Origin of the sequence: Nocardia sp. NPDC024068, from assembly GCF_040638875.1 — a bacterium.
Lineage (GTDB): Bacteria > Actinomycetota > Actinomycetes > Mycobacteriales > Mycobacteriaceae > Nocardia.
The window spans coordinates 20,004-34,176 of record NZ_JBEZYU010000021.1; the positions used below are offsets into that span (position 1 = coordinate 20,004).

At 69.8% G+C, this 14,173-nt stretch carries 12 protein-coding genes; 5 read left to right on the top strand and 7 right to left on the bottom strand.

Going from position 1 to position 14,173, the window contains the following annotated elements; genetic code table 11:
* Positions 1 to 165: 165 nt before the first annotated feature.
* Entirely contained in the window at positions 166 to 1,248 is a 1,083-nt protein-coding gene (locus AB0F41_RS17830; protein ID WP_357425032.1) for an acyl-CoA desaturase, read from the top strand.
* A gap of 83 nt (positions 1,249 to 1,331) precedes the next feature.
* On the opposite strand, the gene dnaE is transcribed toward AB0F41_RS17830, so the two are convergent.
* Positions 1,332 to 4,871, bottom strand: a complete 3,540-nt coding sequence (dnaE, locus tag AB0F41_RS17835; RefSeq protein ID WP_357425034.1) for a DNA polymerase III subunit alpha — start codon at positions 4,869 to 4,871, stop codon at positions 1,332 to 1,334.
* Positions 4,872 to 5,022: 151 nt separating this feature from the next.
* On the opposite strand from dnaE, the gene AB0F41_RS17840 reads away from it, so the two are divergent.
* Positions 5,023 to 6,000 (top strand): LysR family transcriptional regulator, encoded by a 978-nt coding sequence (locus AB0F41_RS17840; RefSeq protein ID WP_357425036.1) that lies wholly within the window; start codon positions 5,023 to 5,025, stop codon positions 5,998 to 6,000.
* 121 nt (positions 6,001 to 6,121) lie between these two features.
* Here AB0F41_RS17840 and AB0F41_RS17845 read toward each other — a convergent pair whose 3' ends face one another.
* From AB0F41_RS17845 to thiO, 6 genes are all read right to left on the bottom strand, one after another.
* On the bottom strand, positions 6,122 to 6,886 hold the full coding sequence (locus AB0F41_RS17845) for an adenylate/guanylate cyclase domain-containing protein (protein ID WP_357425171.1): 765 nt from the start codon (positions 6,884 to 6,886) through the stop codon (positions 6,122 to 6,124).
* A gap of 592 nt (positions 6,887 to 7,478) precedes the next feature.
* Positions 7,479 to 8,246: an ABC transporter permease gene (locus tag AB0F41_RS17850; protein ID WP_357425038.1), complete on the bottom strand. Its 768-nt coding sequence runs from the start codon at positions 8,244 to 8,246 to the stop codon at positions 7,479 to 7,481.
* Positions 8,246 to 9,253: an ABC transporter ATP-binding protein gene (locus AB0F41_RS17855; protein ID WP_357425040.1), complete on the bottom strand. Its 1,008-nt coding sequence runs from the start codon at positions 9,251 to 9,253 to the stop codon at positions 8,246 to 8,248. The genes AB0F41_RS17850 and AB0F41_RS17855 overlap by 1 nt, the downstream gene beginning before the upstream one ends.
* A gap of 130 nt (positions 9,254 to 9,383) precedes the next feature.
* Positions 9,384 to 10,163, bottom strand: coding sequence for a thiazole synthase (locus AB0F41_RS17860; RefSeq protein ID WP_357425042.1), 780 nt, complete (start codon positions 10,161 to 10,163; stop codon positions 9,384 to 9,386).
* Positions 10,135 to 10,359 carry a sulfur carrier protein ThiS gene (thiS, locus tag AB0F41_RS17865; protein ID WP_357425044.1) on the bottom strand — a complete coding sequence of 75 codons (225 nt, stop codon included), beginning with the start codon at positions 10,357 to 10,359 and terminating at the stop codon, positions 10,135 to 10,137. Before thiS ends, AB0F41_RS17860 begins: the two co-directional genes overlap by 29 nt.
* The gene (gene thiO, locus AB0F41_RS17870; RefSeq protein ID WP_357425046.1) at positions 10,356 to 11,450 is read right to left on the bottom strand and encodes a glycine oxidase ThiO; all 1,095 of its coding nucleotides are present in this window, start codon (positions 11,448 to 11,450) and stop codon (positions 10,356 to 10,358) included. Before thiO ends, thiS begins: the two co-directional genes overlap by 4 nt.
* A gap of 140 nt (positions 11,451 to 11,590) precedes the next feature.
* Between thiO and thiE the strand changes: the two genes are divergently transcribed.
* The 3 genes from thiE (at position 11,591) to AB0F41_RS17885 (ending at position 14,151) form a co-directional block, all read left to right on the top strand.
* Positions 11,591 to 12,286, top strand: coding sequence for a thiamine phosphate synthase (thiE, locus tag AB0F41_RS17875; RefSeq protein WP_357425048.1), 696 nt, complete (start codon positions 11,591 to 11,593; stop codon positions 12,284 to 12,286).
* Between the two features lie 133 nt (positions 12,287 to 12,419).
* Positions 12,420 to 13,370, top strand: a complete 951-nt coding sequence (locus tag AB0F41_RS17880; RefSeq protein WP_357425050.1) for an ABC transporter ATP-binding protein — start codon at positions 12,420 to 12,422, stop codon at positions 13,368 to 13,370.
* A 1-nt stretch (position 13,371) separates the two neighbouring features.
* Positions 13,372 to 14,151: an ABC transporter permease gene (locus tag AB0F41_RS17885; RefSeq protein ID WP_357425052.1), complete on the top strand. Its 780-nt coding sequence runs from the start codon at positions 13,372 to 13,374 to the stop codon at positions 14,149 to 14,151.
* The last annotated feature ends 22 nt before the right edge of the window (positions 14,152 to 14,173 follow it).

The window sequence follows — 14,173 nt, forward strand, 5'->3', positions numbered from 1 at the left end:
CGATCGCGGATCTCGTGCCGACCGGCCGAAACCGGTCCGGCCGAGGACGGGCAGGCGGGCGGGCGCGTTCACCGGTCCCGGGTAGTCTGCAGGCAACAGTCGACGAGGACGTGCGCCGCCGTGGCCTCCCGGCGCAGTGGAATCTCTGCAGAGATCGGTGAAAATATGACGGCCCGTGCCGCCGAACGTCTCCCTACCGTCGAACCCCCGCAGCTCCCGCCCTCCGAGCCATCCGTGCGTACCAAACCGCGCAGCGACTATTCGGTGCTGCTGCGCCGGGTGCGCGACGCGGGCCTGCTGGACCGGCGGCCCGGCTACTACGTCTGGAAGGGCGCGGCCGCCACGCTCGCACTGCTGGCCGGCTGGGCGGCGGTCGTGGTGATCGGCGATTCGTGGTGGGTGCTGGCCGCCGCGGTGTTCCTGGCCGCCGTATTTCCCCAGTTCGCCTTTCTCGGCCACGATGCCGGGCACCGGCAGATCTCCGGCGACCGCCGCCGCGACCACCTGCTCGGACTGTTCTTCGGCAACCTCGCGATCGGGGTGAGCATCGGCTGGTGGACGAGCAACCACAACCGCCACCACGCCCATCCCAATACCGAGGACGCCGACCCGGACATCATGGGTGTGCTGGCGCATTCGAGTGCGCGGGCCCGCGCGGGCCGCGGTATCCGGCGCCTGATCTTCCGGTATCAGGGGTGGCTCTTCTTCCCGATGCTGCTGCTCGAGGGCTGGAGTCTGCACGGCGCGAGCGTCAAGGCGATCGTCCGCCGCGATATCGGAAGCCGTGTGGTGGAGTCGGCGACGCTCTTCGCCCACGCCGCCGGATACCTCGCCGTGGTGTTCACCGTGCTCTCGCCCGGGAAGGCGATCGTGTTCATCTTGCTGCAGCAGGGGTTGTTCGGGCTCTACATGGGCGTCACCTTCGCGCCGAACCACAAGGGAATGACCGTGTTCCCGGCGGGTGACAACACCGATTACCTGCGGCGTCAGGTGCTCAGCTCCCGGAACGTGCGGGGCGGGCCGGTGGTCGATACCGCCTTCGGCGGGCTGAACTACCAGATCGAGCACCATCTCTTCCCGTCCATGCCGCGGCCGAATCTGCGCCGGGCCCAGCCGATGGTGGCGCAGTACTGCGCCGAGATCGGTGTCCCCTACTGCGAGACCGGTCTGGTCGCCTCCTACACCCGGTCGGTGGGGCATCTGAACACCGTCGGAAAGTCGCTGCGCGGCGTGCCCGCCGCCGGCTGATCGGTACGCCGGCAACGCAGAACCGCCGCGAAACCGGCCGGCTCGTGGCCGGTCCACGGCAGGCCTGGGCCGATCTGGGCTTGTCAACGCAGGCAGTCGGCCCCGAACAGCGCTTTCAGTTCGCCCATCAGCGCCGGCGAACCGGTGACCCGGAATCGCGGGTCGAGTCGCAGCAGCTGGGGCCCGCGAGCACCGAGCAGTTCGATCCGGACTTCGGTCGTGCCGGGGTGCCGTCGCAGGGACTCCCGCAGAGCTCGCACCGATTCAGGGGTGCAGGCGGCGGTGGTGACCGTGAGAATCAGCGGCGGTCCCGCGCCCGGCGCCGCCAGGTCCGGCACCGTGACCCGGTCGCCGAGCAGGGACCGGCGGCCGTCGCGCACGCTGACCTGCGCTTCGATCCGGACCACGGCGTCTTCGGTGAGTAGCCCGGCGGCCGGGGCGTAGGCGGTGGGGAAGAACAGGATCTCGGTCGCGGCCTCCAGATCCTCGAGCCGCACGATCGCCCACGGTTCGCCCTTCTTGGTGACTCGCCGGTCGACGCCCGCGATGATGCCGGCGGCGGTGATCCGGCGGCCGTGCGGCACGGCCCCGTCCCGTAGGGCGGCAACGGGTGTATCGCCCGGCGCGGCCAGAGCACCGGCCATACCGTCGAGCGGATGGCCGGAAACATAAAGTCCCAGCATCTCCCGCTCGAACCCGAGCCGCTGCCGGGGCTCCCATTCCTCCTGCGGCACCGGGATCTCGAACACCGATGCCCCGGAATCCGGGTCGCCGGTCTCGCCGGAGAACAGATCGAACTGCCCGCGGGCCGCGGCCTTCTTGGTGCTCAGCGCTGCGTCGACGGCCTCGGTGTGGATCAGGTGCAGACCCTTGCGCGGATGCCCCAGCGAATCGAACGCACCGGCTTTGACCAGCGATTCGACCACCTTCTTCGCGCAGGCCGTGGTCTCGACCCTGGCCAGGTAGTCGGAGAATCCGCGGAAAGCGCCCGCCCGGTCCCGGGCGCGCACCACGGCCTCCACCACCGGTTCTCCGATATTGCGCACGGCGCCGAGCCCGAACCGGATATCGGCGCCGATGCTGGTGAAGGTGGCCGCCGATTCGTTGACATCCGGCGGGAGTACGCGGATCCCGCGTTTGCGGCAGTCGGCCAGATACACCGCGGATTTGTCCTTGTCGTCGCCGACCGAGGTGAGCAGGGCGGCCATGAATTCGGCGGGGTGGTTGGCCTTGAGATAGGCCGTCCAGTACATCACCAGGCTGTATCCGGCGGCGTGGGATTTGTTGTACGCGTACCCGGCGAACGGCAGCACCGCCTCCCACAGCGCGGTTACCGCCTCGTCGCGATATCCGTTGGCGCGCATACCGTCGCGGAAGTTCTCGAATTCCATGGCCAGGACTTCCGGTTTCTTCTTGCCCATCGCGCGGCGCAGCAGGTCGGCCTGGCCGAGCGAGTATCCGGCGACCTGCTGCGCGATCTGCATGATCTGTTCCTGGTAGACGATCAGCGCATAGGTTTCGGCGAGAATCTCGCGCAGCGGTTCGTCGAGTTCGGGGTGGATCGGCCGCACGGCTTCCCGGCCGTTCTTGCGGTCGGCGTAGGCCCAGTGCGCGCCCACACCCATCGGACCCGGCCGGTACAGCGCGTTGGAGGCCACCAGATCGTTGAACTCGGTGGGTGCCATCCGCAGCAGCAGTTCCCGCATTCCCGCCGAATCCATCTGGAACACGCCGAGGTTGTCCCCGCGCGCGAGCATGGCGTAGGTCGCGGCGTCGTCGAGCGCGAGGGTGTCGAGATCGATCTCGATACCCCGGTTCTCGCGAATATTGTCGAGACAGTCGCCGATCACCGTGAGTGTGCGCAGGCCCAGGAAGTCCATTTTGAGCAGGCCGATCGACTCGCACGACGGATAGTCCCAGCCGGTGATGATCGCCCCGTCCTGGGGTCGTTTCCACAGCGGCACCACATCGAGCAGCGGTTCGCTGGACAGGATCACCGCGCACGCGTGCACACCGGCGCCGCGCACCATGCCCTCGAGTCCGACGGCGGTGTCGTAGATCCGGCGTATATCGGGGTCAGCGGCGATGAGCGCCCGCACCTCCGCCGCCTCCCCGTACCGTTCGTGACCCGGGTCGGTGATTCCGGCGACCGAGATGTCCTTGGCGGCCACGGCCGGCGGCAGCGCCTTGGTGATCCGGTCGGCGAGCGCGAAACCGGGCTGGCCGAACTGGACACGGGCGGCGTCCTTGAGGGCGGCCTTGGTTTTGATGGTGCCGAAGGTGATCACCTGGGCGACCTTGTCCGCGCCCCAGCGTTCGGTGGCGTAACGGATCATCTCGCCGCGGCGGCGGTCGTCGAAATCGATATCGATGTCGGGCGCCGACGGCCGCTCCGGATTGAGGAAACGTTCGAACAGCAATCCGTGTTCGATGGGATCGATATTGGTGATCGCCAGCGCGTAGGCGACCAGCGAACCGGCCGCCGACCCGCGGCCGGGGCCCACCCGGATACCCACTCGCCGCGCGTGCGCCACCAGATCGCCCACCACCAGGAAGTACGCGGGAAAACCCTTGTCGCGGATGATGTCCAGCTCGAAATCGGCGCGCGCGAGGTAGCCGCCCGGGACACCGCCGGGGCAGCGCCAGCGCAATCCGGCGGCCACCTCGTGCCTCAGCCAGCTGTCCTCGGAATGCCCCTCGGGCACCGGGAACACCGGCATCCGGTCACGGAATTCCCACACCTCGTCGTAGGGTTCGATGCGTTCGGACACCGCCAGCGTGGTGTCGCAGGCGCCGGGGACCTCGAGATCCCACAGCGCCCGCATCTCGGCGGGGGATTTCAGGTAGTAGCCGTCGCCGTCGAACCGGAAGCGCGCCGGATCGGACAGCGTCCGGCCGGTCTGCACGCACAGCATCGCCTCGTGCGCCGTGGCCTGCTGGCGCACCACATAGTGGCAGTCGTTGGTGGCCAGCGTTGCCAGCCCGACCTTTTCGCCGACGGCGAGCAGGTCCGCGCGGACCCGGCGCTCGATCGACAGACCGTGATCCATCACTTCGAGCAGGAAGTTCTCCGGGCCGAAGATATCGCGCCACCGGCCGGCCGCCGCGCAGGCGGCCTCGAACTGCCCCAGGCGCAACCGCGTCTGCACTTCACCCGACGGGCACCCCGTCGTGGCGAGGAGACCGTCCGCGTGTTCGGCGATCAGTTCGGCGTCCATCCGCGGCCATTTCCCGAGCTGCCCCTCGAACGAGGCCCGCGATGACAACCGGAACAGGTTGCGCAGGCCGGTGGCGTTGCGGGCGAACAGCGTCATATGCAGGTAGGCGCCGGAACCGGAGATATCGTCGGATTTCTGCGACGGATCGCCCCAGAACACCCGCTTACCCGAGAACCGGGATTCCGGAGCGATATAGGCCTCGATCCCGATGATCGGTTTCACCGGGGACTGCCGGGACCGCCGGAAGAACTCCGCCGCCCCGTACATATTGCCGTGATCGGTCATCCCCACCGCCGGCATGCCCAGCCGTTCGGCCTCGGTGAACAGCGGGTCCACCTTGGCCATACCGTCGAGCATCGAGTACTCGGTGTGGTTGTGCAGATGCACGAAAGACGCGTTGGTCATCGATACCCCGTGCCTCGATCCGTATACCGTCCGGTTGTCGGGTCCGGGCGGCGTATATGGTCGTTCGGGCTACATATGACCAGGAGAAACGCGGTCGGTCGAACAATCGGCATGCGTCGTTCGACAACCGATGGATGTAGGTGGAGGCAGGGTGACCGATCTCGATCTGGCGGCGGTGCGGGCCTTTGTCGCGGTGGTCGACGAGGGGCAGTTCGGGCTGGCCGCCGGTGTGCTCGGGATCAGTCAGCAGGCCGTGTCCAAGCGGATCGCGCGGTTGGAGGGACAACTCGGGATCGCGCTGTTCGACCGGATCCCCACCGGGGCGGAACCGACCGCGGCGGCGGTGCGGTTCCTCACCCACGCCCGGGCGCTGCTGGCCCTGGCCGACGAGGCGGTCGCCACCGCGAGCGCGCATCCCGGCCCGCTGCGGGTGGCGGTACTGGGGGAACGAGCGGCCGAGATGCGGGCGATGCGTTTCTATCTGGCCCGCGATCCCGGTGCCGATATCGAAATGGTGCTCTCCAACGCCTATGTGACCTCTCGCGATGCCCTGCTGAGCGGGCGCGCCGATATCGCGTTCGCCCGCGCCCACGGCGGCCCGCGTCCGTTACCCGCCCATATCGCCGCGCTCCCCGCGTATCTCGACGTGCTGCATCTGCTGGTCGGCCGGGATCACCCGTGGGCGGGCCGCGAGGCCGTCCCGCTCGCCGAACTGGCGGGTGAGACCGTCTGGGTGCCCGGGGCGGCGGTCCCGTCGGAATGGGCGGATTTCTACGACAGCCTGAGCCGCTTCAGTGGTGTCATCATCGACCGGACACCGCGCTCGGAACTCTTCCCCGACGCCGACCGGGGTCCCGCGCCGATCGAGGCGCTGCTGGACCATATCGCCGGGTCCGCCACGCTGTCGACGTTCAACGGCGACGGTTTCGAACTGCCCTGGCATCCGCATATCCGCCGGGTCCGGGTGGTCGATCCGACTCCGGCCTATCCGCACGCGCTGCTGTGGGACAAGACCGACCCCCATCCCGGACTGGCCGCACTGATCGCCCACTTCCGGGACGGTTACAACCGGGACGCGGCACGCGGCTGCTGGATGCCCGCCCCCGACCGTGCCCTGTTCGCGCGCTGAGCTGCCACCGGGTGGCGGTACCCGCCGCGGGCCGTGCCCTGGTCGGACTCTGTGCAGCCAGGGGTGGGTGGTACCCGCCTGCGGCTCGTACTCTGCGCGGCCGCAGTACGCGGGAACCGGATCAGGATGAACTGACCCGGTAGATCCGCAGATCCTCCGGCACCCCGCTCAGGGGCGCCGCGAAGAAGCTGCGCCGGTAGGGGCGGGCGCTGTGGCCGAGTTCGGCGAGGGTTTCGGGACCCAGTGCGGCCAGGGTGGATTCGGAGATCATCATGCGGCCGTTTCCGGCCGCTTCCATCACCCGTGCGGCGATGGTGACGTCCACACCCAGCCAGTCGCCGCCGATCTCGCGCGGCGATCCGGTGTGCAGCCCGATCCGCATCCGGGGCCGGTAGGTGCCCATGGTGATCTCCGCCAGATTGCGGCGGGCGGCGATCGCGGCTTCCACGGCGCGGTCGGCCGACGGGAACACCGCCATCACGCCGTCGCCCATTCGTTTGACCACGTGCCCGCCGCGTTCGGCGATGGGCGGTTCGATGGCCCGGGCGACCTTGCGCAGCAGGTTCAGGGTGGCCTCGTCGCCGGCGGTGAGCGACCACGACGAGAAGGACACCAGATCGGTGAACATCACCGTCATCTCCTCGGTGCCCTTACCGCGGCCGAGGCGTTCGAGCATCGCCTGCCAGACCTGCAGGGCACCGAAACCGATTTCGCGGGCGGCGCTGGGGTTGTCCCCGACCAGCCGGTCCGCGGCGCGGGCCACGGCGCGGGCGCCACCCGGACCGCTGACGGAGAGCGGATCGCCGAACGCGGGGTCGCCGGGGAGTTGTCTGCGTGCCCTGCGCAGCACCTCGATGACATCCGGGCGCTGGTTCGTGGCGTTCATGAACGCGGCGAGCGGGCCCACGAGGGGGCGGGGAACAACCCCGGGCGGGGTCTCGCCGTTCGTCTCCTCGACGGGAGCCAGTTCGATCTTGGTGCGGCGCGGCCGCGGGGTATGTGTGTGGCCTGCGCCCGGCGCGGCGGCGCTGTCGACCTCCGGCTCCGGTACGGCGCTGCCGGAGGGATTTTCGTTCACGCCCTGAGCGTATCTCAGGGGTTCGGACGCGGGGGGAATGCTGAGAATCGTCACCTGTCACCTCTCTATCGGAGGAGTGCGGCACGCCGTTGGGTCCGCCGATGGAAAACGTGTGGTGCCTGAACCGATCGTAGCGATGGTCGCACTGTGGGAGGTGAACTGGCGGTTACGGGAAAATCGCGTTCCCGATCCGGTGTCACCGTCACGACATCGATCAGCAGGACAAATGACCAGTTTTGTGATTACGACCACCGGCCCGGCGTATCGGCGCCGGGCCGGTGGTGCGAGCACCTCAGGGGCCGGGCAGTGGCCTCCGAGGCGCGGGGCGCGCGATCCTCCCGACAAGGTCGCGCTACCCACTACCCGAGCGGCGAGGGAAGCGGCTCGGGTGGTTTTCCGGTCAGGCGTCGCGCCGGTTGAGCACCAGGACCGCGATACCGGCGACCACCGCGACGAAGATGATGAAGTAGGCGAGGCTGCCCCAGGCACCCCAGTGCCAGTTCGCCGAGGTCATCGAGTCGTCCATCGTCGCGAAGCGGCTCGCGTTCTGGAACGGCAGGAACGCACCGATCTCCCGTCCCACCTTACCCAGTGCCCCGACCAGGGGTTCGATGATCAGCTGCCAGAGCACGATCAGTGATATGGCCGCGGCCGACTGCCGTACCAGCACGCCCACCGCGATGGCGAGCACCACATTGAGGAAGGCCAGGACCGGGATGGCGTAGAGCGCCCGCCAGTTGCCGTCGAGCAGCAGTGTCGATCCGGCATCGCCCGCAACGGCTTTCGCGACCGCGTAGGCGGCGAACGCGAGCACGGTGGTGAGCACGGCCGCGTAGATGCCGACCAGCCCCGCCTTGGCGCCGATCACCAGGGTGCGATTGGGAACGGCCTGGAAGGTCGTCCGGATGATGCCGAATCGGTATTCGCTGGTTACGGTCAGGGTCGCCATGATGGCCAGCACCATGACACCGAAACCGGTGATGCCCAGGAACGCGGTGTCGACGGTGAGTGCGGGCGCACCCGAAGCCTGCGGGTCATCGGCGGCGATCCGCCCGATGAACCCGAACAGTGCGGCGAAGCCGACGGCCAGCGCCACCACGATCACCGAGCACCACCAGGGGGAACGGGTCGAGGTGAGTTTGATGCGTTCGGCGGCTATCACGCCCATTATTTGGTACCTCCGACGGTCTGGGCCGGACTCTGCGGTGTGGGGATCGCGGCGGCCTCGGCCGCGAGCGCGGCCGCATCGGCCTGGGGGCCGATTTCCCCGTGATACTGGACATCGCCCCCGGTCATGCGCATGAACGCCTCCTCCAGCGAGCCGCGCTGCGGGGCGAGTTCGTGGAGGGTGATGTTGTGCTCACCGGCCAGGGTGCCGACCGCGTCGCTGGTGACACCGTTGACCACCAGGGCCGCGCCGTCGGCGTTGCCGTCGTTCTGCTTGACCGTCATCCCGTTGGAGGTGAGCAGGCTGCGCAGCTCGTCGAGCTGCGGGCTGCGGACCCGAACCGACGATTCGGACGCGCGTTCGATGAATTCGGAGGTGGTGGAATCGGAGATGAGCCGTCCCCGGCCGATCACCACCAGATGGTCGGCGGTCTGCGACATCTCCGAGAGCAGATGGCTCGACACCAGCACCGTGCGGCCCTCGGCGGCCAGGCGCTGCATGAACCGGCGGATCCACAGGATGCCCTCGGGGTCCAAGCCGTTGACCGGTTCGTCGAACAGCAGCACCTTCGGGTCGCCCAGCAGCGCGCCCGCCAGACCCAGCCGCTGTGACATGCCGAGGGAGAACCCGCCGGCCGATTTCCCGGCGACCTCGGACAGGCCGACCAGGCGCAGCACCTCCTCGACCCGCGATTTGGGCAGATTGTTGGAGGCCGCCATCCACTCCAGGTGGGCGCGTGCCGAACGATTGGGATGCACCCATTTGGCGTCGAGCAGCGCGCCGACCTCACGCAGCGGATGGCGCAACCGGCCGTAGGGCTGCCCGTTGATCAGGGCGGTGCCCGCAGTCGGCCGGTCCAGGCCGAGAATCATTCGCATGGTGGTGGACTTACCGGCGCCGTTGGGTCCCAGGAACCCGGTGACCTGGCCGGGTCGCACGGTGAAGGTCAGATCCTGGACGGCGACGGTTTGCCCGTAGTGCTTGGTCAAGCCCCGGACTTCGATCATGCCGACCAGCATGCCCTATGGCGGGCTCGCCCGCGTCGCCCGTTGGTCGTGACCCGCCGTCATCCTGGAGGATGACCCGCCCCCGGGTGACCCACTCCCGCGCGTCGGGGTTCACCCCCGTCCGGCGGGCCTACCGGCCCGGGGAGGACGCCTGGGCCCAGAATCGTTTGGGTATCCGCCCGGCCTCGCGCGCGCGATGCCCGGCCCGCACCGCGTCGGCCATGGCGGCGGCCATGAGCGCGGGCTGTTTGGCCCGGGTGACGGCGGTGGCCAGCAGGACGGCCGAGCAGCCGAGTTCCATGGCGAGCGCGGCATCGCTGGCGGTGCCGATACCGGCGTCCAGGATCACCGGCACCTGTGCGCGGCTCACGATCATCTCGATATTGTGCGGGTTCCCGATGCCCAGGCCGGTGCCGATCGGCGAGCCCAGCGGCATCACCGCCGCGCAGCCGGTGTCCTCGAGCCGTTTGGCCAGGGCCGGATCGTCGTTGGTGTAGGGCAATACGGTGAAACCGGCGTCGACCAGCTGTTCCGCGGCATCGACGAGTTCGATCGGATCGGGTAGCAGGGTGCGTTCGTCGGCGACGACCTCGAGTTTGACCCAGGTGGTGTCGAGGGCCTCGGCCGCCAGCTGCGCCGTGAGCACCGCCTCGGCCGCCGTCCGGCAGCCCGCGGTGTTCGGCAGCGGTGCGATATCGAGCCGCTTCAGCAGATCGAGGACGCCGGTGCCGCCGGCGGCGTCGACCCGGCGCATGGCGACGGTGGTCAGTTCCGTCCCGGAGGCCAGCAGGGCCTCCTCCAGCACGGTCAGGTTCTCCGCGCCGCCGGTGCCCATGATGAGCCGGGAACCGAAGGTGCGGTCGGCGATGCGCAGCGGTTCGTCAGCCACCTTGGACCGCCGTGAGCACATCGATCTCCCAGCCGCGTCCCACCGGCTCATCCCAGCGAGATTTCGGGAATACCGCGCCGTTGACCGCCAGCGCAACTCCCCGGCACGGCAGTTCCAGCCGTTCCAGCAGTTCACGCACGCTGAGCGGGGCACCGAATTCGTGCTCGGTGCCGTTCACCGTGACGCCGATGGGCACGGATGCGGATGACAGTGTCATCGACTTCCTCCTGAGGGTGTGGATAGCGCGAACCGGTGCGGATCCGCCGCCGCGACCTCGGGCAGCGGGTGCCCGCCGAGTTCTGCCAGTACCGCTTCGGCGGTGAGCGCACTGGTCAGCATGCCATTGCGGCCGTGCCCGGTGGCGGCGATCACGCGATCGGACAGGCGGCCGAGCAACGGCAGGTTGTCCGGGGTCGCGGGCCGGGATCCGGCGCTCGCCTCGGCCAGTTCGTATTCACCGATACCGGGTATCAGCGTTTCGGCGTCGGCGATCAGATCGCGGACCCCGGCGACGGTGACCGTGGTGTCGAAACCGGCCTCGTACTGGGTCGCGCCGAGGACGACACCGTCGTCACGGGGCACGAAGTAGATCGGCCGGCCGTGGACCCGCCCGCGCACGACCCGGGCCGGCGGCGGCTGGGCGCCCGGCCGGTGCCGCAACCGCAGGATCTCCCCCTTGAGCGGCCGCACCGCCAGCCCCGGCCACAGCCGCGCCGAGGCCGCGCCGGCGGCCAGCACGATCCGGTCCTGGGTGAGGCCGGTGAGGTCGCGGACCGGAGTGGGGTCCACCACCACCCCGGCCTCCGCGACCGCCTTGCGCAAGGCGGTGACCAGCCGCCGGTTGTCGACGGCCGGTTCGGCGGTGGCGAGCAGTCCGGCACGGACGCCGCGGGCCAGCCCGGGCTCCAGCGCGCGCACCCCGGCCCGGTCCAGTATCCGCAGTTCGTGTCCGCGCTCGCCCACCCAGTCGGCGACGGTGCGCAGATCGGCGGCGTCGGCGGCGTCCTGGGCGACGGTCAGCGTTTCGGTGGCCACGAAGACATCCACACCGGTGACGGCCTCGAGCCGCCGGGCGAATCCGGGCCAGCTCGCCAGCGCGGCCGCGCCGAAGGCGAGCACCTCGTCCTCTCCCGGCCAGCCTTCCGAGAGCGGTGCCAGCATTCCCCCGGCCACCCACGACGCGCCGGAGCCCACGGCCGGATCGAACAGGGTTACCGGCAGGCCGGACTCCGCGGCCCGCCAGGCCACGGCCAGCCCGATGACGCCACCGCCCACGACGGCGACGGAGGGTTCGCGCACGGTCACCACGCCACCTCCTCCGGGACTGCTCGCGCACGATCTCGCCGGCGCGGCGCCGCCACCGGACCCGGGTCGTGCGCGCGGATGTTCGCACTGCAACGCTCTACCTCTTGCAACGTCTCCACGTTAGCGCGGTTACCGTGGCAGTTGTGCAACAGTCCTCCGCTCGCCGAACGCTGCCACCGCGTGACCGCCTCGCGACCGCCAGGCTCTACTTGTGCACCGACGCCCGACGTGAGAAAGGCGACCTCGCCGAGTTCGCGGACGCCGCGCTGGCCGGTGGTGTCGACATCATCCAGCTCCGGGACAAGGGCTCGCCGGGCGAGCAGCGGTTCGGCCCGCTCGAGGCGAAGGGCGAACTCGCCGCACTCGCCGAACTGAAGGCCGCCACCCGCCGGCACGGGGCGCTGCTGGCGGTCAACGATCGGGCCGATATCGCGCTGGCCGCCAATGCCGATGTGCTGCACCTGGGGCAACAGGATCTGCCCCCGTGGTACGCCCGGCGCATTCTGGGCGCCGACGTGGTGATCGGGCAGTCCACCCACGATCCGGAGCAGGCCCGGCTGGCCGCCGCCGACGAACATCTCGACTACTTCTGCACCGGCCCGGTCTGGGCGACCCCCACCAAACCCGGTCGCGACCCCGCGGGCCTGGACCTGGTCCGCAGTACCGCCACCGCGCACCCGGCCCGGCCGTGGTTCGCCATCGGCGGGATCGACGGCGCCACGCTGCCCGAGGTCATGGGCGCGGGCGCCGAACGCATCGTGGTGGTGCGCGCGATCACCGCCGCCACCGACCCCGAATCCGCCGCCCGCGAACTGAAGGCCGCACTGCTGGAGGCCTGACCGGCCTCTCGCCGCCGCCCGGGTTCCGCACCGGGGTCGAAGCGCTGCCCGTAGATCGGCCATGACACTCGTCATGGCCGATCGATGACACTCGTGCGAAGGATCCGCCGTGCTTTCGGGCGACGGTGGAGTCATGACATCGACAGTGACGAACGCGCCGGCCGCCGCGGCGCTCGCCGGGGCCGGCCCCGCGGCGATCGACTTGCGCGAGCTGCGCAAGAGTTTCCGCGCTCCGGACGGTGCCGAGATCCGGGCCGTCGACGGGCTGGATCTGGTGGTCGCCCCCGGGGAGATTGTGGCGTTTCTCGGCCCGAACGGCGCGGGTAAGTCCACCACCCTCGATATGGTGCTCGGCCTCACCGCGCCGGATGCCGGGGAGGCCCGGATATTCGGCGAATCGCCGGCGCGGGCGGTCGCGGCGGGCCGGGTCGCGGCAGTGCTGCAGTCCGGCGGGCTGCTGCCCGATCTCACCGTGACCGAGACCGTCGAACTGGTGGCGGCTCTGCATCCGCGGCCGCGCCCGGTCGCCGAGGTGCTGGAGCGGGCCGGGATCCTCGATATCGCCCGGCGCCGGGTGGGCAAATGCTCCGGCGGGCAGCAACAGCGGCTGCGGTTCGCGCTGGCGCTGCTGCCGGATCCCGATCTCATGGTGCTGGACGAACCGACTACCGGAATGGACGTCGAGGGCCGCCGGGAGTTCTGGAACGCCCTGCGCGCGGATTCCCGCCGCGGCCGCACGGTGGTCTTCGCGACCCACTACCTCGGCGAGGCCGATGCCTACGCCGACCGGATCGTGCTGGTGCGGGCGGGGAAGGTGGTTGCCGACGGTACCGCCGCCCAGATCAAGAATCTCGCCGCGGGCCGCACGGTCCGCGCGACCCTGCCCGGCGCAGACCCCGCCCGGCTGCTGTCGCTACCCGGTGTCGACGAGGTCGAACTGTCCGGCGACCGGGTCGTCGTGCACACCGTCGATTCCGACGCGCTGGCCCGCCACCTGCTCACCGCCACCGCGGCGACAGATCTGGAGATCTCCTCGCACAACCTCGAATCCGCGTTCCTGACCCTCACCACCGGAGACAACTGAGATGACCACCACCCCCGAATTCCTGCCCACCGGTAGCCGCCTGCCCCTCCGATTCCGGTCCGGTTTCCTGCGCATGGAATTGCGCCGCATGCTGCGCAACCGGCGCACCCTGCTGATCACCCTGCTGGTGCCGCCGCTGTTCTTCGCCCTGTTCGGCCTGCAATCCGATTTCCGCGCGGAGTCGTTCGGCTCGGGCAACGTCACCGGCTATGTGATGGTGTCGATGGCCGTGTACGGCGCGATGGTCGCCACCACCAGCGCCGGCGCCATGGTGGCGATCGAACGCGCGCAGGGCTGGAGTCGCCAGTTACGGCTGACCCCGCTGCGTCCCGCCGCCTATATCGCGACCAAGGTCGCGGTCGCGATGGTGCTCGCCGTCATCTCGGTGAGTGTGGTGTTCGCCGTCGGCGCGTTGTCCGGCGCCCGGCTCACCGCCGCCGCCTGGGTCGCCTGCTTCCTGCTGGCCTGGGGCTGCTCGTTCGTGTTCGCGGCCTTCGGGCTGTTCGTCGGGTACCTGCTCCCCTCCGAGAACGTGATGCAGGTGCTCGGCCCGGTGCTGGCCGCGCTGTCGTTCGGCGGCGGACTGTTCATACCTCTGCACGGCTGGATCGGGACCCTCTCGACGGTGATGCCCACCCACGGTGTCGCGACCCTGGTCCGGATGCCGTTCGGGGCGACCGGGGGTTCGGCGATCGCGGTGGCTGTCGTGAATATCGTCGCGTGGACCGCCGTCTTCGCCGGTGGCGCGGCGATGATGTTCCGTCGTGACACCGCCCGCTGAGCCGGTGGTCACGCCGGCTTCG